The sequence below is a fragment of the Enterococcus sp. DIV0210g genome (genome assembly GCF_050559705.1).
Taxonomy (GTDB): domain Bacteria; phylum Bacillota; class Bacilli; order Lactobacillales; family Enterococcaceae; genus Enterococcus_B; species Enterococcus_B faecalis_A.
Genome location: NZ_CP187903.1, coordinates 1,958,099 through 1,976,881 on the forward strand (window position 1 = coordinate 1,958,099; position 18,783 = coordinate 1,976,881).

Below are 18,783 nucleotides of genomic sequence, written 5' to 3' on the forward strand. Positions count from 1 at the left end.
ATAGTGCAAAAATAACACCCGAGTCAGTTTTTTCTAACTGGCTTGGGTGTTTTGCTTTAGACTATTTTTATTGTATAGGGTATGTAATGTTTTTTTTGGTTATATATTATAAACGAATACTGCGATTATTTTGGTGGTGTAACGTTCCACATGTGGTTTTCCTCCTCTCTATCAGCTATCCTTAGTATAATTGGTTGTCAGCCTTTTTTCTCAAAGTGTACAGTATTACAACAGAGAAAAAACAATATTGCTGTTTTTTGTACTTAATGATTGAAAAAGCGACGTTTTTTATAGGAATGTTGCAATCTCATAACAATTTTTTGTACAAAAAAACCGGAACAGTTTCCGTAATATAACTGATCCGGTTTCCGGTTTTTTAAGCATTTTTTTATTTGATGGGTTAATCAGAGAGTCTAGTTTTTCAGGGTGTGTGATGGAATTTAAAATAATAGATTATGTAGAGATTACAAACTTACATTGGTGGTGAAACATCCCACATACTATTTCCTCCTCTCGCTCTAATTGATATGAGTTTATCAACATAGCTTTGCATTTGTTTATTTTGTAGCGTGTTGCAACAGTTTCCGTAATATAACTGTTCTGGCTTTGGGTTTTTAAGCTTTTTTATATTAGCTGTTAAAAACAGAAAGTCTTGTTTTCAGGGTGTGTGATGGAATTTAAAATAATAGATTATGTAGAGATTATAAAATTACATTGGTGGTGAAACATCCCACATACTGTTTCCTCCTCTCGCCTTAACTGACATTACTATAACATAATAATCGATATCGTTTTCATCCCGTGTTGTATTGCAACATTTTTTATTAAGTTGCCTAAACATAATAAATTTTTTCTTGCTTTCCCCAAATTACTTTTTCTAGATTTTATTTAACCAATTCTAGCCCACAATGCTTGTGCGACACTTGGCGCCCAGACACTGATCGATGTATGTTCTTGCAAGCATCGATATTGGATTCCTTGATAGACAACGATATCCCCGACTCTGTAATGAACACCTTCACGCCATTCTGTTCCTTCGATTTGTCCTGATGTTTCTGCAGTAACTGTTTGGCTGAATTCTGACGTGCCGACAGCATTTACTGCTCTTACTTTGTATGAATAAGAAGTGCTTGGCTGAAGGTTTGTATCCGTAAAGCGGGATGTAACCGACTGTCCGATCAATTGATCATTTCGGAAAATCTCATAACGGGTAACTTCTTCTTCTGCAGCATTCCCAGACCATTCGATAGTGATGGTATTTTGCGTCACATTTTGTACAGCAAGATTTCTTGGAGCTGTCGGCGCTGTTATTTGTGCCTCTTCATTTGTTGTCACGCGAACGACATTAGATAGATCCGATTTATTTCCGGCAGCATCCACAGCTTCTACCGTATAGGAATAGTCAGTATTTGGTGTTAATCCAGAATGAACAAATGACGTCGTTCTGCTTGTTCCTGCTAAACGTCCATTTTCATAAATATTGTAATGATCGACACGTACATTATCCGTTGAAGCATTCCAATTCAAAGTCACAGAATTTGCAGTCACACTTGCGGCTCTTAGATTGGCAGGTGCTGTTGGTTTCTCTGTATCAACGATTGGATTTCCTAACAGATTGCCGTATGCTTTAGCAAATGATTCGTTGTATGCTGCTCCTGCTGAATTAAATCCTTCATCCCAATTGACACTCCATGTCATGATTCCTTTCAACGGTGCCTGATTTCTTTCCATTTCTTCAAACACTCGATAAACCACACTTGGATCTTTCACATAACCATTTGCTGCAGCATCCTCATTTGCAGGTAGACCTAACGCTAAACGATTTGCTGGGATTTGGATAAATCCGCTGCTGCCTGTATCAAAAGCTTGCGACATCCCTAATAAGAAGTCATATTTTCTGGCATCATTGTTTTGCGCAATCCACTCAGTTCCGACTGACAAACCATCTCCTGCTTGGTTATAAAGCTGCGGCGCAATAAAGTCATATTCTTCTTTTAGCCCTTCAATATACGGAACATATTTGCCGTTTTCTCTCAAATATGGAAATTCTGGTGCCATTGAGATAATGAAATGCTTGCCTTGTTTCTGATAGTGTTCACGAACGATTTTCAAAGCTTCTGGAATCACTGTTTGGTTATCCCCAGCATCCACAGCTGTCTGTTCCAAGTCGATATCTAATCCGTCAAAGCCGTACGTTTCAACTTGTCGGATCACTTCATCCGCAAAAGCCTGTTCATCTCCTTTATGTAATTCGATATGAGAATCTGCCCCTCCAAGGGAAATCAATACTACACGATTTTCTGCATTCAAAGCAGCAACTTTTTCTCGGAATGCCTGATCTGACATATTATAAGGCTTGAAAGTAGGAATGCCTTCACCTGTCATAAAAGCTACCGGGATAACATTGTAGAAAGGATTGATTTTCTCTAAATCAATATCTGCCGGCTTTCCGCCTTGATATCCTGCCCCGGCACCAGCTGGCCAATTGTGATAATACCCTACAGAAACCTGTCTGTCCGAAATACTCGGCATCAAATCTGCTGCATCTTGCTGCGCTGCTAATACTTGGTTTCCCCCTAGCACTCCGCCTAACAGACACGCAGAAAATAACCACGTTTTTTTCATGTTCATTTTACTCACTCCTCTTTGTTATTTGTTACAGGGTTACTATACTCCTCGAAAAAAGAATCCGCTTTCTTTTGTGTGGAAATGCAACATAAAAAAACAATACAAGCCTATTATTCGTCTTTTTCTTACATACTAAAAATATGATTACTTTATAATTATTTTAAGATTAAAGAAACCTCATCAAATAACATTTCTTTCCACAAATAATAACTTATGTGGTATCTTTCTAATAGAAATCAGTATTTGTTTCTTAAAAAATATCAATACGTATGGAGGAAATAAATATATGCCTAATCATGCATCTCTTATCAGAAAACTAAGAAAGGAACGCGGATTAACGCAAGAACAGTTAACCTTGGACATTTCCCAAAGAGGAACTTTAGCTGCCTTTGAGTCACGGGGTACCAAAATCGGATTTGAATTGTTAACAAAATACCTCGAACGAATGAATATAACACTTACTGAATACCAGTTTTTATTAAATAATAACGAATTGACCAGCAAACAAAAACTAGCGAATCTCTTAGCTTCTCAAGAAAAAGAACTCTCTGAAGAACAAGAAAAAGCGTTGCTTGATGAATATGAAAAAACAGGCGACATCTACTACCGCATCCTTTACGCACAAAAAAAATTAATCCGCGGTTATTTACGCAATCCCTCACTTACTCCTTTTATGAAGCAAGAAATTGCTGTTATTAAAAATCATCTAGATCGTATTGATACTTGGGGACATTTTGAATTATCGATCTTTTCTAACTGTCTCTTCCTTTTTGACGATGAATATATCTTTTACTCTTTTAATCAAAGTGTGACAAAAATGGAGATGTATATCAATACCACCTATTACTCTGACTTGATCTCCAACTTCCTTTTAAACGGCGTCCGCCTCGCTTTCAATCGAGCTTCGCTGCCATTAAGAAAACTTTTCTTAGGCGAATTGAAAAAAACAGCTTTGACCTATAACAAAACCATCGATCTTGCATACTATAAAGTATTTTCAGCTTTTGATAAACTTGTAGATGGAAACCCTTCCTCTATCGGTGAAATCAATACAGGAATTGCTTTTTTCGAGTGGCTTGGACTAACTGAAGCAGTCAATTATCTCACTCGGCTAAAAGAGCAGCATTATCAACCATACAAAAATTCTTCGTTGCAATAACGACCAAAGTGATTTTCTGTCAAATTTATTCCCTATACTACGTTTTGAAAAGAATTCTTTTCAACAAATTTTTGGGAGGGTAATAAAAAATGAAAAAAAGTTTATTGATCAATGCCGGACTAGCAATGGCCGCAGCGGGGGTTATGGCCATCACTACTTCTACAGATGTTTCTGCACACGGGTATATCCAACAACCAATCAGCCGCAGTTACCAGGCATCTTTAGAGAAAAGTACACTTGGTTGGCAAGGTGCGTTTAACAAATACGGAAAAGTTATTGATGATCCTCAATCTTTAGAAGCAGAAAAAGGCTATCCAGAAAAAGGACCAGCCGATGGAAAAATCGCTTCTGCGGATGGCGCTGTTGGCGACTTTATCATGGATACACAAACTGCCACTTTTTGGAAAAAACAAACGATTTCTACAGGAACAAACAATTTTACTTGGAATTATACGGCTACACATCCAACATCAAAATGGACTTATTATATTACTAAAAACGGTTGGAACCCAGATCGTCCATTAACTCGTGATTCATTCGAAAAGATCGGTACAATTTCTGGTGAAGGACAGCAGGCAAACAGAAGACCGACACATCAAGTAACGATCCCAAGCAATCGCGTTGGTTATCATGTGATTTTAGCAGTCTGGGATGTGGATGATACGGATAATGCATTCTATAATGTAATCGATGCCAACATCGTTCCGCGAACAGTACTTAGCGATTTAGAACAATAGAAGAATATCTGAACAGGAAGTAATACACTCCTTGTGAAGTAAACACTAGAAAAAAAATCTAGTTCAACTTCAGCAAGGAGTGTATTTTTTATGCCTATAAATAAAAGCAGTTTGGAACAACGGCTTTTTTGGATGAATAAAATTATAAAACAAAAGTTCGCAGATTCATGCGTAGTATGGGCTTATATCCTGAAATCAGAAAAAAATGTTCTAACTGGATTAAACTAATCTATTTTATCCATTTGACAAGCTCTTTTTCTCAACACTTACGATTCTCAACCGGCTCATCCAGTCATCAATAGGTATATCCGCGAATATTTCCTACCTCTTCAAAACCAGCAGCAGTTCCTTTTTCTTCGAAGATAATGACTTGATTTTTTTTCAATGTAAGCAAAATATCGGTACTTGCTTTTTCTCGGATCACTCGTTCCATCAGCCCTTGCTGTGGGGCCATTAGAGGGTGTCCTTCACTTTGCAAAACTTTGATTTGCAGTTGTAATTCTTTTTGCTTTATCGTAATCACTAGGTATTCTTCTTCATGGAAGATATCTATAATTTTTGCGCCGTGATAAGTAGCTAAACGATATTCTTCTCCAGCAATTTGAAGAATGATGATTAGCCCTAAAAATTCTAAACCAAGAAACGGGATGTCTGCAGCTGAAAAGAAAAACCGTGCATCCGCAGCTTGAAATTGATTACATTGTATCCACAAATAGGCTTTAGGAAAAGAACTTCCCCAATCTTTTTCTAAATAGCCAGAACCATTGGCAAAATCGATTATTCGTCCATTCCAAGATAACTCTCCAGATACTGCATGTCCCATACTTAAGATCCCATGATAACACTCCATAAATGAAAAATAAGAAAATGGGCCCATAATACTTGGTGCATAGCGGGTTCTTTTTAGCGGTGTAAAAGGCCCATAAGTTAGCGTGCCAGTTAATGTTAATTTATTACTTTTTAAGGCAAGTTTGATTCCTTTGTCACTAAACTGATTTTCACCAATCTGAATGGATAAGCAGTCTTTGTTTATAGTTAATTCATCACTTTCAAACATGAAAATTTCTGAGAACTCATGCGTGATAACTTGAATAAAGGGGTACTTTTCTCCTTTTTCATCGATTGAATATCCAGGAATAAAGGAATAGACTTCTTGTCCAATTTGCTGTTTAAAATACCATCCCTCAAAAAAAGGAAATTTTTTCTTTTCTCCTTGATAAAACTGATCTGTTAAAATGACCATTTTTTCTCCTCCATTTAAGCAGAACTATTTTACCAAAGATTTACATAATCCCACTTTTTAAAAAAGTTATTTAAAATAGAAAGAAATAGATTATCCAAAAAATTTTCTTTTAGTTAAGGCATTTATTTCTCACTATTCATTCTATGCTACTCAAAGAGATTTTAGTTAAAAATTGCTCAATCTTGTCTATTTTAAAAAGGCAGGTCAATTAAAGAGAAAAAGCGCGCTCCCTTTTACAGGGAACGCACTTTTTCCAGATTTTTATATTTCTACCATCTACTTGATAGGGAGTGAACCAAATTTTCTGTTAAGACCATAATTTCTCGTTCATGACGATACGAAGATCTTGACCTTCTGCAATCAATTTCAATGAGGCTTTCTCTTCCGGCGTATAATTTCGAACAAAGCTCGTATCCGGAATCAAGAAAACGCCTAATCCTGCTCGCGTTGCACTGGTCGCCCCCACTAATGAATCTTCTACAGCAAAAGCTTCCTCTGATTTAAGAGATGTTTTTTCCAACGCTGTCAAATAAGGAACAGGCGAAGGTTTATTTTCCGATACTTCATCACCAAATGTCAATGTATCAAAATAATCTGTCAATGAAAACTGTGATAGAATCGCTTTTGCACGTTCGGTAACAGTCGTGGTTGCTAAACCTAATCGCAACTCTTTTTCTTTTAAAAACTGCAATGTTTCTTTTGCATAAGGCTTCAATTCGATTGAGCCGTTTGTCAATTTTTCGTAAAAATATTTTTCACGCACACTGCGGACTTCTTGAACTCTTTCTGGCGATCCTGCCATATCAACAAGTATATCAAATGTCTGCTTCCAGTTTTTTCCGCCCCAGCCATCGACAACTTCTTTCGGTACCGTGATCCCAAAATGCTCGAAGCCGTACAGCCAGCCATCGCGGTAAGTTTTTTCTGTGTCTACAAGCAAACCATCTAAATCAAAAATTGCACCTTTTAACATGATATCTTTCCTTTCGAATCTAAAAACAATGGGTCTATTCTATCATGCTTGGCAAAGAAATAACAGGATGTTCGCAAAAAGTTCTTTTTACAGAAGTTCGCCAAATTTTCGAATATAGATTTTTTTGATAACTGTTACGAGCATCAAATACCCTAAAATCGTTACGATCAACCATAGCCAATAGCTTCCTGGCAAGTGTGTCAATCCTAGATGCGCACCGAAAGTTGTAAATGGCAAGAGCGAACCGACCAAGATTCCCAAACCAGTGATGATCGTCATTGCAAAAGATGCTGTACTTTGCACAAATGGGATTTTTGGTGTTCTCAATGTATGAAGCACTAATGTTTGTGTCCACAATGATTCAACAAACCAGCCAGCATGGAAAACAGCAATAAATAATGCTTGTTGTGCTGGAGCCAATGTATGGAAACTTCCTCCGGCAATTGCTGGACAGATAACAAAATACATCAATAAATAAGTCGTAATATCAAAAACTGAACTTGTTGGTCCAAAGTAGACCATAAATTTACCAATCGTTGAAGCTTCCCATTTTTTTGGTTTTGCCAAATATTCTTTATCCATATGATCCCATGGCAATGAAACACATGAAACATCATAAATCAGATTCAAGAATAAAAGTTGTACCGGCAGCATTGGTAAAAATGGCAAGAATGCACTAGCAATCAATACTGAAAACATATTTCCGAAGTTTGAACTTGCAGTAGCTTTGATATACTTCATGATATTTCCGAAAATCTCACGACCAGATAAGATACCTCGTTCCAATACCATCAAGTCTTTTTCTAGTAAAATGACGTCCGCAGATTCTTTTGCGATATCCACTGCAGTATCTACAGAAATTCCGATATCTGCCACTTTCATTGCTGGTGCGTCGTTGATGCCATCACCTAGAAATCCTACTGTATGTCCATTTCCCCGCAAAGCTACTGTCAAGCGAGCTTTTTGCTGTGGGTTCAATTTAACAAAAACGTCATTTTCTTCTGCTGTTTTGGCTAATTCTTCATCATCCATTTGGGCAATTCTTTCACCTGTGATCAACTCTTTGATCTCTAGTCCTACTTGGCGGCAAACAGAGCGAGTCACTAGTTCATTGTCTCCCGTCAATACTTTGACAGCTACACCATGATCTCTCAAAGCTTGCAGCGCTTGTTTTGTTGTTTCTTTTGGTGGGTCAAGGAACGCAAGATAACCAATCAACACCATGTCAGATTCATCTTTGACAGAGAATTCTCCGACTACGCTTGGGTTTGTTTTTTGTGCGACACCAATGACGCGCAACCCGTCTTCATTCAAATCTTTGACTTTTTCCAATACTTGCTGTTCAAGTTCTTTTGTCAAAGGAACAGCGACTCCGTCTACATCAAGGAAGCTAGAGATGCTAAGCATTTCTTCGATTGCTCCTTTGGTGATCATTTGTGTTTTTCCAGCAGCATCTTCGACAACGACACTCATGCGGCGGCGTTCAAAGTCAAAAGGGATCTCATCAACTTTGCGATAGTTGATATTTTCAGTGTCGAGCGTTTCTTCTGACTCTTCAATAATCGCTACGTCCAAAAGATTTTTCAGACCGGTTTGATAATAGCTGTTCAAGTAAGCATGACGTAAAACACGGTCGTCTTCTGCCCCTGCACAATTCATGTGATATTCCAAAATGATTTTATCTTGAGTCAATGTTCCTGTTTTATCTGTACACAACACATCGATGGCGCCAAAATTTTGGATGGCGTTTAGATTTTTGATGATTGTTCCTTTTTTAGCCATAACGTTTGCGCCTTTGACTAAATTCGTCGTAACGATCATTGGCAGCATTTCTGGTGTCAAACCAACAGCAACTGATAATCCAAACAGTACGGCTTGAAGCCAGTCACCTTTCGTAAAACCGTTCAATACAATAATAGTCGGAGCCATCAATGCCATAAAGCGGATCAATAATAGAGAAGTTTTATGGATTCCTAATTCAAAACTAGATTTGATTGGTTTTTCCGTCAATGTTTGTGCAACATGTCCAAACAATGTGTTTTTTCCGACTGAAACAATGATTCCTTCTGCGCTTCCGCTGATAACATTGCTGCCCATGAATACTAGATTTTCGTAACTTGTTTCACTTTGGTCGGCAGCTTCGCAAGGTCCAGCTTTCTTTTCTACCGGATAGCTTTCACCCGTCAAAGCGGCTTGAGAAATAAACAAATCTTTTGATGATAACAGACGCATATCAGCAGGGATCATGTCTCCCGCTGACAAACGTACGATATCACCGCAGACGATTTCTTCCATTGGTATTTCTTCATATCGTCCGTCTCTTTTGACTGCTGCTGTTACTTTCACCAATGTCTTCAATTTTTCAGCTGCTTGATTGGAGCGTACGGATTGGATCAAGCTCATCGTCCCGCTGATAATAACCATTGCAAAAATGATCAATACACCGAAAAGATCTTTTTCGCCGGGCGCTGCCAAGACATATTCAGTGATGAATGAAATAATTCCTAAAGTAATCAGCACCAATGTAAAAGGTGTGATATATGCTTTGATGATTTCCAAAAATAATGGTGTTTTTTTGCCATACGCAATTGAATTATCGCCAAATTTTTCCCGTTGTTCTTCTGCTTGTACTGTTTCAATACCATTTCCTGATGTATTGAAATGTTGAAATAGTTCTTTTTCTGTTTGCTTAGCAAAAGCTGTGTAGATTGTTTGTGTATTTTTCTTTTTTTCCATTTTTCTGTCCTTCTTTCTGTTTCAAACTAAGGACTTAAGGAAATTCGGTAAACAAGCTGAAAACAAATAAACAATAGCCGCTTGTTTGTTTTTTCAATAAGTCCTTCTGATCGGGATGACTGTCGTCCATTTGTTTTCATCTCCTTTACTCTTTTTTGGGGTCAGTCAGGAACTGAATCATTTGCAGGCAAACAAAAAACCTTTCGCCAAAAACTCAGCGAAAGGTTAAAAAAGCGCACAAAAAAAGCTCTCTTGATCTAGTCGTTGAGTTTTGGCACTATACAACGTAAAAAGCATTTGCTTTTAGCTGCCTTATGAAAAGCCTTGTATTCGACAATTCCTGTTCTACCCATTGGCGTCTCTCGACATTTTTGGGCAGCAGCCTGTGTTTGTATAGGAGCCTCACCTAACAAATCTATTCAAATTTCCTTAGCTAATATAACAACCATTTCCCAAAAAGTCAAATACATTTAAAAAAAATTGTTATTTTGACTAAAAAAGATAAATTCTTCGCAATTGCAGCAACGGCTAAAATTTGTCGGAATGATTTTTTGTGTCTATAATAAAATCAATAAGGAAAAAGGAGTGAACGATATGGAAAGAACACTCGTCATCATCAAACCAGACGGCCTTCGCCGACGACTAGCAGGAAAAATCATCCAGCGTTTTGAAGAAAAAGGATTTTCGATCGTCGAAATGAGACAAGAAACAATGTCCCGCGAATTAGCGATGGAACATTATCACCATTTAGTCAATCGAAGCTTTTTCCCGGAATTGATCAGCTACATGACTTCTGGTCCTGTCGTATATATCGTCCTCGAAGGCGAAGAAGTGATCGATCTGGTCAGAAAAATGGTCGGTGCCACAAAAGCAGCGGATGCCGCCCCCGGAACGATTCGCGGCGACTATGCAAAACCTGGAACTGAAAATATCATCCACGCATCCGATTCTCGAGATGCTGCTGAAAAAGAGATCCAACGCTTTTTCGGCTGAGATCATCTAAAAAAAATCATAAAGTACAATCAACCAAATAAACTGCTTCAAGAGATACGTTCAAAAAGGCTGAATCTCCCATTCTGCCAAACTTTGGATCTATGTCTTCGAAGCAGTTTTTCGTTTTTCCTTATCAATAAACGCCGCTGCTCTTTATTCTGCTTTAATCAAGTTCTCTTCTAACAGCTTTCGTTTTTCTGCACCCATCAGATATTCGATTGTACAAAAAAACAGACTTGCTTCTTCCGTTGAAATAACTTCTCCTAATCGTGTCATGATCATTTTTTTGTAATATTCCGACATCAGCCATTCATAAATCACTGCATCTTTTTCTTGCTGCGATAAGCTTTTTTGCAGATCATCATTGATTGAACGTGCCTTTTTCAGCCGATTGCTCTCAATGTAGGTCAAGGTAAGATTGGTCAAAAAACGATATAAGATCTTCTCATGGTTGTGGAAACTTGCAAATTGCCGCATTCTTTTTTTGATTCTCGTATAGTTGCTTTCAATGAAGGCATCGCTGAATAAAAATGGATACTCTGCCAAAATATCTAATTCGAACTGTCCCATTTCTTGAATGTGTGCGAAATACTCTTCGATCTTTTTGCATTCATAGCGCATGAAATCCATTTGAAATTCTGAAAAACGCTGCTTCTCTGTTTTCAAGAACATTTGGATATTCAAAACAAGGTAATAGATATCTGCGGATTTCTTGAATTTCTTTCGATTGTTCGCCACTTCTTTGTAGGGATCGAAATTCTCTTCTTGGACTTTATTCAGAACACGTCGGCTGTGTTTCGTTTTTTTCGGTGCTTCGATCGTATTCCTAAGCCACTCATATTCTGCTAGAGAGATATTCAAGCGGTCTAAAAAAGCTTTCAGTGTCAAAAATGAGATTTTCTTGACTGAATTATTCTCCATTCCGACTAGTGATGTTTTCGAACAGATTCCTTGAGACAGCTGCGTTTGCGTGACTTTCCGGCTGGTTCGAAGTTGTTTGATCAATTCTCCGTCATGCATAATTGGTGAATCCTCCTTGATAAATTTAGATATAGATTTCTGATTCATAATTAGATACGCAGAAATAATCAAACTATTTTCTAAAAACGAAAAAACTCACTTCTTTTTTTAAGAAGTGAGTTTGATCGAAAATCCTGTGCTTATTTCGGATACAAACCGACTGTTGATTGATTCCCGTTTTGAGAATAGACACTCGTTGATTTGCTGCCTTTTTCTTTTTCGATTGCTTGATTTTTTTCTGCTTCATTTTGATAATCATATTTCTTTGGATCAATGGTTTCAAAGCCATTTGGAACATAGAAGCGAAGCAGATTTTCCTGATTCAATTTATCCGATAGGCTGAGTGCTGTTTTCACTTTTTCCTGGTCTTTGTCGATTTCGTCTTTGATACCGAGTTTCTCCGGATCAACGATTTCACCTGTCTTATTGTCGTAGGTTTTTCCGCCTAATTCCGTGTAGTTCGGTGTGACAAAGTTGCCATTTCTAAAAGCGACGACTTGATCATGCTCTTTTGAGAGTAAATCTGTCCCAAAATGAACATATTCTTTGTCGTCCACACCCGCTAAATGAAGCAAGGTAGGCAGTACATCGATTTCCCCGCCATACGTATGGTCCACTCTTCCGCCAGTGTAACCAGGAATATGGATCATCAATGGAACACGCTGCATTTGCGCATTATCAAAAGAATCCCATGTTTCAGGATCTTTTCCTAGTGCTTCAGCCAAATCTTTATTATCTGTATTAGAAATACCAAAATGATCACCATAAATAACAAACATAGAGTTTTGATAAATACCAGAATTCTTTAAATACGTAAAGAATTGCTCTAAGGATTGGTCAAGATAATGTGCCGTACGAACATAATTGTCCACTGTACTGTTCCCCGTATCCAAAGAAGGAAAATCAAAATTCTTGTCATCCGTATAATACGGTGTGTGATTTGTTACAGATAAAAATTTAGCATAGAAAGGTTGTTGAAGATGTTCAAGATAACTTGCTGATTCTTTGAACAAATCTTTGTCCAAAATCCCGTATCCTAATGTCTCATCTGAATCTTCGAAGTATGAACGGTCAAAGAAATTTTCATACCCTAGATTTTTGTATACATGGTCGCGATTCCAGAAACTTGCGACATTTCCATGGAAAACAGCACTGGTATAACCGTTTGTTTGATTAAGGATCGCTGGCGCGCCTTGGAACACATTATCTGATCCAAGTTCAGTAAATAATGACCCTTGCGGCAAACCAAATGTGCCTGTTTCTAACATGTTTTCGGCATCACTTGTTTTCCCTTGCCCTACTTCATGGAAAAAGTTGTCGAAACTGATTGTTGACTGATTTGAAAAAATACTATTCAAGAATGGTGTAACTTCTTGTCCATCTACTTTCATATTGATCAAAAATTGCTGGAAGCTTTCCAAATGAAGGACAATGATATTTTTTCCTTTGGCAAGACCATACATATCTGGATCAGGTTCTGCGTAATGTTCTTTTGTATATTTCAGTACATCATCGATTCCGTTGCTGCTGGCATGTGCGCGTACGCTGCTGGTCATACCTGTTTTGATCCCGTCATAAACAGTATACGCATCGATTCCAAGATATTTGACGATATAAGAACGGTCAAATGTACGTTGCAGCAATTGCGGACGATTGGCTTCGCTCATTGCTAGATTGGCTGAAAAAATCAAGAATGAAAGACAAGTGATCGCGAAGGCCATTGGTTTCTTAAATGGTTTATTGGTCAAACTTACTTTCTTTCGCCACATCCAAATAAGCACACCAATATAGACCAGAATATCTAGCCAATAAATAATGTCGTGGAAATCCATCAAAGCAAACGAACTTCCAGATAATCCTTGCGAAACTTTAGAAAAACCGAGTACTGATTTGATGGTGATGAAGTCGGTAAATTCTCGATAAAAAATAATATTCAGGTATAAGATCACTGTATTTATGATGTCTAAAATCAAAAGCCAGATCAGTGCTGTCCTTTCTTTTTTGACATAGAGCACTAAGCCGAATAACAGCAAAGTCGTCGCTAAAGGATTGAACCATAAAATAAAATGTTGGATCCCGCCTTCTACTCCTAGCGAAAAATCTGTATAGTAAGCAAACATTGTTTTTAACCAAAAAAAGAAGCTTACTAGCAGAACGATATTCAAACGATTCTGACACAATTTTTTTAGCTGCGCCACAAACATCCCTTCTTTCTGAGTTTGGACTTACTTTACACCTTAAAAATGAAAAATCGTGAAAAAAATCATTAGAGGCAGAAAATTTTACTTTTTGTTAAAAAACAAAAAAACTGCTGCAGAGATATCCCCTTTTCAAACTAGGCGGTTACCTCGGTGTCAGCAGTTTATTTCTGTTATCGAGTCTGGCTTTATTGCGCAGGCTCCTGCATCGTTGTCTCTGTGGTACTTTCTTCTGCAGTATTGGTTGTTTGGGTCGGCTGCTGCGTGTTTGCTTTTTTCCATTCTTTCAGCCGATTTGCTACTGTTTCTTCATCAACTTTGTCTGAATAGCTTTTGATTACTTTGCCGTTTTTCATGCGTGCTAATTTTTCACCATCGCTTGCATGCAAAAGCACAAGTAACGATTTGTCTTTGAACTGATATTGCCGCAAAGAAATCGCACTTAACACATCATTGATATTCGTAAATTGATTCTTTTCTTTTCCTTTAGGCAGGTATATCTCTAATTCACCTTTGTCATAATTTTCTTTAAACGTATAATCTTCCCACCAATACGTCGAAAATTCACCTTTGAATTGATCTAACGACTTTTTGCTTGCGATCGTCGTTTCTGGAGTTGTCTGTTTGATATCTGCGTTAGTTTTTCCAGTGATAGCCGCTGAAAGCAGCAGAAAAACAAAAAAGCCTGCCAGCCAGAAAAGCAGAAAGGGTCTTTTTTTCCTCATACCTTCTTTCACTCCCAAATTAAATTCGCCTGTTCTATTATATACTTAATTTGGTTTTGACGAAGCAAAAAAGCGCAAAAAAGCAGAAATAATTTTTCTGTTAAATAAAATAACGTAAAGAGCGCCTTTAGTAATACAGGATATAGGCTCATTTTCTCAAAAATAACTTTTTTACCTTAAAAAATAGTTGTGAAACAAAAGAACGCTCTCACTAAACAGAACGCTATTAGATTTTTGATCTCAAAACTAAGAAAAAACAGATGAGCAAGCGCTTACGATTGTTACATTCTCGTTTTTTATTTATCAAAACGGTTTCATTTTTCACGGATGAGTTTCGTGTTTGCTTTTAGAGTGGTATAATCCTTGTATCCTATTAAACGGAGGCAGGATTTTGAAGAAATTAGCAATGATATCTGCTTTAGCTCTGAGCGTTTTTATATTTTCAGGCTGTACGATCTTTGGTTCTGGCCAGTCAACTGATGAGACAACGGAATCTTCTACACTCGCAGCAGAAGAAACAGATATCACTAACAGCGTCTATACGTTAAAAGTTCGCGAAGATATGGATCTGGTGAGTGGTCAAATCTCGTTCAAAGACAACAAAATGGAATGGACACGTTCTTATAACAAAAACAGCACTGATTCTTCTTCCAGTGAACAAGCGACAACTTTGCTAGAAGATGTGACGATCACCACAAAAGAAGATCAGTACATTGTCACCGGAAAAGAAAACGGAAAAACTGTCGAAATCATTTTTACGAAAGTCGGAAACTTTCGAATCAAGGACGAGAGCGGTAATATCTATAGTCTCTGATTCGTTTTCGAGAAGTATTCAAACAGAAAAAAACAAGTATATGAATGAGGGTATTTTTATGAATGAAGGGCAAGAAAAATTTTTAGCATTCTTTTTAGCAAATGCAAAAGATGATCAAAAAGAAGAAGCAAAACAATTATTGATGAACAGTTTTGCAGAGCAGCAGCAGAAAAAAATGACCAGCGCAGAATTCGCGGAATTAAATGAGAAGCTTCTGCCTTTGATCAAACCAGAAAGTCTTGAGACTGTTACACAAGCAATGATGCATTTTTCACAACAATTATCATAAACAGCAAACCCCAAAAACGCAGCTGCGTTTTTGGGGTTTTGTTATTTATTAAATTTTTTTACAACTTTTCCTAAAAGCATATATTACAAAAAAGGACTATTCAGAGACTTCTGATGTCTTTTCTGTCAACGTTCCTAAAATTTGACCTTTTGCTGGCTGGTTCTCTGTATAGTAGCTTAGATGTGTTTGGTCTGCTACGTCCATTTCTGCCAATTTTGCTTTGATTTGTTCGATCACTTCTCCGGCATGTTCTGGATTTTCTACAAAATCATAACGGTCGCCGTCGATTTGGATTTTTGGACAAACATCAAATTCATCGTACCAGCGATTATATCGCTCATTTAATGAAGCATAATAGTCATAAAGCGTTTGATCGCTTTCCAACTGTTCATAATCACGCCCTCTTTTTTTGATACGTTCCAACATCGTAGGAAGAGAAACTTTGATATGGACCATCAAATCCGGTCTTTTTTTCGGTGCTACATCATCTAATTCATGAAGCATCGTGTCGAGTAAATGATCGTATTGCTTCACTTCCATCTCGCTTACTCGTCCAAGATCTGCGTTTAGATGAAACAAAAGACTGTCTTCATAGATTGAACGATCCAATACGTTGTCATCGTTGATCAACGCATTTTTCATTGCTAAGAATCGCTTGTTCAAAAAGAAAATCTGCAGTAAAAACGCATATTGTTCAGGATTCGAATAAAATAAAGGCAATACCTCATTATCCTCCACATTCTCATAAAACGGACGAGAGTTGATCTCGTTAGCAAGCATATCTGTCAAACTACTTTTTCCCGCACCTATTGTTCCTGAAATTAAAATCACTGACATACAATCCTTCCTTTATTATAAATACCACCTATAGTGAAACATTGACGCTTTGTCGACGAATACCTATTCGATATCTTTTTTATTTTGGGATCTGCTTATCAAGCCCATTCAATTATTGGATCCCAATGACTAAAAATCTATTCTCATTCTACTCCTAATTTTCTTAAAAAAAAGACTAGATTTTGTGTTTTATTAATGGTATGAAGAAATCAAAACACAATATATAGTGTTTTTTTAAATCCTTACTTATGTATATGGAGCTAACGAAAATAAAAGTGATATTGTTATTTTTAAATAAAAAAACAAAAACAGCTGTAAAAGCTGTTTTTGCAGAAACGAACACGCTCGCTCAAAAGATAGAAGCAGGTAAAATGTTGCTGTGGAAAAGAGCTGTCTTTAAATTTCAATGAAACATAACAGAAAAAATACACTCAGATTTGCGTCCGCCAATAACGAAGTCTGCTTTTTCTTATCGGTTTCGCTGAAATCTAAAAGTAAACGCAGCTGCGGTATTTATCCAACGACTGGATTTTTCGCTTTTCTTTCGTTAAAATAGTTCCAAACGGCACTGCTTATCGACTATGGCAAGTTGATCGGTCAGCATCTGTTTCCTTCTCTTCAAGCAGCTGCTACTGCTTGAAGAGAAGCCTTTTTACTACCTCTATCTGACAACTATCATACTGAAATCTTGCCCCTGACGTCAAGAAAAAGCAGAAAAATACGAAAATCTGTTCTGTTTTTGCACCAAAAATCTGTAAAAGAACATTAAGCCCTCTTTTCTCCGACCATTTCTTCTAGTTCTCTTGACTTTTTCCTAAATCGATTACTGTTTTACCACTGGAATCCACAGTTCTCCTGTAAATGAACCTGCTTTTTCTTCTTCCACGATTGCATTTGGTCCGCCAACATACGCATACCCTTCCAAAGCCGGCAGCACTTGACCAAAACCTGCTCCTGTCAATGTTTGGTTTAATTCTTCCGCAGTTTGGCCTTCACCTTTTACAACGACATACATCCCTTGCGGAAATTGGATTTGACGCCCATTTTCTTTTGAAAGTTCTTGGTCAGAAAAAACACCTACATAGTACATCATTTTGTTGTTTACCGCTTCATTGACTGTTAAAAGGGAAGCCGTTTCAGCTATTTTTCTTAATTCTTCTAATTCGCCGTTTTGTTTTACTTTGTTATAGAAATCTGTTTTTTCTTGATTGATTCCTGCAAAATCGTATGCATCGCTTTTTAACTCCACTCCGATCCCAAATACTGTAAAGCTTTCTTTTTCGACTAATTCATAGTTTGACATATTTTTTCCTTCTTTCTTTGGATTTTCCATTGGCAAAACTTTTAAGATTTGCTTTCTGCAGTTATAATAGTCCTTAATAGTGTCAAAAAATGAAACTGTTTAGGAGAATTATGAAAAAAACGGAACGAATCAATCTCATGATGCGCTATATCAACAATCGTGCTTCCTTTACCATAGCTGAATTGATGCAGGAATTTCAAGTCTCCCGCTCGACGGCTATCAGAGACATCAAAGAAATCGAATCGCTTGGCCTCCCTCTAATTGCTCAAGTTGGCAGAGACGGCGGTTATTTCGTCATGCAGAATTCTTTACTCCCATCGATTCGTTTTTCCGATAATGAAGTCAAGGCTTTGTTTATTGCCTTCATGGCTACGCGAAACCAGCAGCTTCCTTATTTGAAAAGCCGGCAGTCTTTGACAGAAAAATTACTAGGACTTCTTTCTGGTCCACAACAAGACGACCTTGTTTTGCTGAATAAAATACTGCTTTTTGAAGGGACGCATCCCAATAATCCTGACTTGCTTGATTTATCAGACCTTCCACATCCGATTTTAGAAAAGTTGATCAGCTCTTTGTTGACGGATCAAGTACTTACGCTCTGCTTTCGGGACAAAATCGAACCTTTGCCGATTTTGCTGCTGCATCTTTTTTTAGAAAAAGGAAGCTGGTATATCGAAGCACTTGATTTAAAGAACGCGCAAAAAAAGATTCTTTCCGTGGATGCATTGACCGATGTCCAGATTGCTTCACAGATATCTTTGTCTTTTGTAAAAAAACAGAAGCAGAAAGCCTCCTCTGAAAAAGAAAGTGCCAACTTGATTTTAGAACTAAAACGTCAAGCAATTGCACAGTACAAAAAATACCATCCTTTCAAGTTCACGATTGCTTACTTAGATCCGTATCAAACACAAGGTATTCTCAAAGCAAAAATCACCCTTGAAGATGCGGCGGAGGTTGCTGCAATCGCGGATTGGATCTTATTTTTAGGAACAGATTGCACGATCCGTTCTATACCACCTGAAATCAAAGAAGCGCTGAAAGAACGTACAGCAAGGCTGTTGGGTTCTTTGGCGCTCGACGACTAAATAAAAACGCAAAGTATGGGGAAGTACTTTGCGTTTTTTGCAG

15 protein-coding genes and 1 riboswitch are annotated in these 18,783 nt (G+C 37.5%); of the genes, 6 read left to right on the forward strand and 9 right to left on the reverse strand.

The features are described 5' to 3' along the window. Positions 1-888 precede the first annotated feature (888 nt). Entirely contained in the window at positions 889-2,625 is a 1,737-nt protein-coding gene (locus IGI64_RS09545) for a fibronectin type III domain-containing protein (RefSeq protein ID WP_429940769.1), read from the reverse strand. A gap of 289 nt (positions 2,626-2,914) precedes the next feature. On the opposite strand from IGI64_RS09545, the gene IGI64_RS09550 reads away from it, so the two are divergent. After that, the gene (locus IGI64_RS09550) at positions 2,915-3,787 is read left to right on the forward strand and encodes a helix-turn-helix domain-containing protein (protein ID WP_429940297.1); all 873 of its coding nucleotides are present in this window, start codon (positions 2,915-2,917) and stop codon (positions 3,785-3,787) included. 89 nt (positions 3,788-3,876) lie between these two features. After that, entirely contained in the window at positions 3,877-4,524 is a 648-nt protein-coding gene (locus IGI64_RS09555; protein ID WP_429940298.1) for a lytic polysaccharide monooxygenase, read from the forward strand. Between the two features lie 295 nt (positions 4,525-4,819). Here the strand turns inward: IGI64_RS09555 and IGI64_RS09560 are convergent, their stop codons facing one another. The 3 genes from IGI64_RS09560 to mgtA form a co-directional block, all read right to left on the reverse strand. After that, entirely contained in the window at positions 4,820-5,767 is a 948-nt protein-coding gene (locus IGI64_RS09560) for a tocopherol cyclase family protein (RefSeq protein ID WP_429940299.1), read from the reverse strand. Positions 5,768-6,074: 307 nt separating this feature from the next. Continuing rightward, positions 6,075-6,740 (reverse strand): HAD family hydrolase, encoded by a 666-nt coding sequence (locus tag IGI64_RS09565; protein WP_429940300.1) that lies wholly within the window; start codon positions 6,738-6,740, stop codon positions 6,075-6,077. 87 nt (positions 6,741-6,827) lie between these two features. Further along, positions 6,828-9,476 carry a magnesium-translocating P-type ATPase gene (gene mgtA, locus IGI64_RS09570; RefSeq protein WP_429940301.1) on the reverse strand — a complete coding sequence of 883 codons (2,649 nt, stop codon included), beginning with the start codon at positions 9,474-9,476 and terminating at the stop codon, positions 6,828-6,830. Positions 9,477-9,725: 249 nt separating this feature from the next. After that, positions 9,726-9,897: riboswitch (M-box (ykoK) riboswitch) on the reverse strand. Between the two features lie 173 nt (positions 9,898-10,070). On the opposite strand from mgtA, the gene ndk reads away from it, so the two are divergent. Then, positions 10,071-10,469 (forward strand): nucleoside-diphosphate kinase, encoded by a 399-nt coding sequence (gene ndk / locus IGI64_RS09575; protein ID WP_429940302.1) that lies wholly within the window; start codon positions 10,071-10,073, stop codon positions 10,467-10,469. A 153-nt stretch (positions 10,470-10,622) separates the two neighbouring features. Here ndk and IGI64_RS09580 read toward each other — a convergent pair whose 3' ends face one another. The 3 genes from IGI64_RS09580 to IGI64_RS09590 all read right to left on the reverse strand — a co-directional run bounded on the left by IGI64_RS09580 (position 10,623) and on the right by IGI64_RS09590 (position 14,412). Continuing rightward, positions 10,623-11,489 (reverse strand): helix-turn-helix domain-containing protein, encoded by an 867-nt coding sequence (locus IGI64_RS09580; protein ID WP_429940303.1) that lies wholly within the window; start codon positions 11,487-11,489, stop codon positions 10,623-10,625. Positions 11,490-11,629: 140 nt separating this feature from the next. Continuing rightward, positions 11,630-13,687 (reverse strand): LTA synthase family protein, encoded by a 2,058-nt coding sequence (locus tag IGI64_RS09585; RefSeq protein ID WP_429940304.1) that lies wholly within the window; start codon positions 13,685-13,687, stop codon positions 11,630-11,632. A gap of 188 nt (positions 13,688-13,875) precedes the next feature. Further along, positions 13,876-14,412, reverse strand: coding sequence for a hypothetical protein (locus tag IGI64_RS09590; RefSeq protein ID WP_429940305.1), 537 nt, complete (start codon positions 14,410-14,412; stop codon positions 13,876-13,878). A gap of 391 nt (positions 14,413-14,803) precedes the next feature. Here IGI64_RS09590 and IGI64_RS09595 point away from each other — a divergent pair, with 391 nt between their 5' ends. Then, positions 14,804-15,226 (forward strand): hypothetical protein, encoded by a 423-nt coding sequence (locus IGI64_RS09595; RefSeq protein WP_429940306.1) that lies wholly within the window; start codon positions 14,804-14,806, stop codon positions 15,224-15,226. Positions 15,227-15,284: 58 nt separating this feature from the next. Continuing rightward, on the forward strand, positions 15,285-15,515 hold the full coding sequence (locus IGI64_RS09600) for a hypothetical protein (protein WP_429940307.1): 231 nt from the start codon (positions 15,285-15,287) through the stop codon (positions 15,513-15,515). Positions 15,516-15,611: 96 nt separating this feature from the next. On the opposite strand, the gene IGI64_RS09605 is transcribed toward IGI64_RS09600, so the two are convergent. Both IGI64_RS09605 and IGI64_RS09610 read right to left on the reverse strand, forming a co-directional pair. Next, the gene (locus IGI64_RS09605) at positions 15,612-16,352 is read right to left on the reverse strand and encodes a deoxynucleoside kinase (protein WP_429940308.1); all 741 of its coding nucleotides are present in this window, start codon (positions 16,350-16,352) and stop codon (positions 15,612-15,614) included. Between the two features lie 823 nt (positions 16,353-17,175). Then, positions 17,176-17,655 carry a GyrI-like domain-containing protein gene (locus IGI64_RS09610; protein ID WP_429940309.1) on the reverse strand — a complete coding sequence of 160 codons (480 nt, stop codon included), beginning with the start codon at positions 17,653-17,655 and terminating at the stop codon, positions 17,176-17,178. Between the two features lie 110 nt (positions 17,656-17,765). On the opposite strand from IGI64_RS09610, the gene IGI64_RS09615 reads away from it, so the two are divergent. Beyond that, entirely contained in the window at positions 17,766-18,740 is a 975-nt protein-coding gene (locus IGI64_RS09615) for a helix-turn-helix transcriptional regulator (RefSeq protein WP_429940310.1), read from the forward strand. Positions 18,741-18,783 lie beyond the last annotated feature (43 nt).

Coding starts and splice junctions, on each gene's coding strand:
- IGI64_RS09555 (WP_429940298.1), top strand. CDS start 3,877: ATGAAAAAAAGTTTATTGATCAATGCCGGACTAGCAATGGCCGCAGCG.
- IGI64_RS09600 (WP_429940307.1), top strand. CDS start 15,285: ATGAATGAAGGGCAAGAAAAATTTTTAGCATTCTTTTTAGCAAATGCA.
- IGI64_RS09615 (WP_429940310.1), top strand. CDS start 17,766: ATGAAAAAAACGGAACGAATCAATCTCATGATGCGCTATATCAACAAT.
- IGI64_RS09560 (WP_429940299.1), bottom strand. CDS start 5,767: ATGGTCATTTTAACAGATCAGTTTTATCAAGGAGAAAAGAAAAAATTT.
- IGI64_RS09605 (WP_429940308.1), bottom strand. CDS start 16,352: ATGTCAGTGATTTTAATTTCAGGAACAATAGGTGCGGGAAAAAGTAGT.
- IGI64_RS09550 (WP_429940297.1), top strand. CDS start 2,915: ATGCCTAATCATGCATCTCTTATCAGAAAACTAAGAAAGGAACGCGGA.
- mgtA (WP_429940301.1), bottom strand. CDS start 9,476: ATGGAAAAAAAGAAAAATACACAAACAATCTACACAGCTTTTGCTAAG.
- IGI64_RS09580 (WP_429940303.1), bottom strand. CDS start 11,489: ATGCATGACGGAGAATTGATCAAACAACTTCGAACCAGCCGGAAAGTC.
- IGI64_RS09590 (WP_429940305.1), bottom strand. CDS start 14,412: ATGAGGAAAAAAAGACCCTTTCTGCTTTTCTGGCTGGCAGGCTTTTTT.
- IGI64_RS09610 (WP_429940309.1), bottom strand. CDS start 17,655: ATGTCAAACTATGAATTAGTCGAAAAAGAAAGCTTTACAGTATTTGGG.
- IGI64_RS09545 (WP_429940769.1), bottom strand. CDS start 2,625: ATGAAAAAAACGTGGTTATTTTCTGCGTGTCTGTTAGGCGGAGTGCTA.
- ndk (WP_429940302.1), top strand. CDS start 10,071: ATGGAAAGAACACTCGTCATCATCAAACCAGACGGCCTTCGCCGACGA.
- IGI64_RS09565 (WP_429940300.1), bottom strand. CDS start 6,740: ATGTTAAAAGGTGCAATTTTTGATTTAGATGGTTTGCTTGTAGACACA.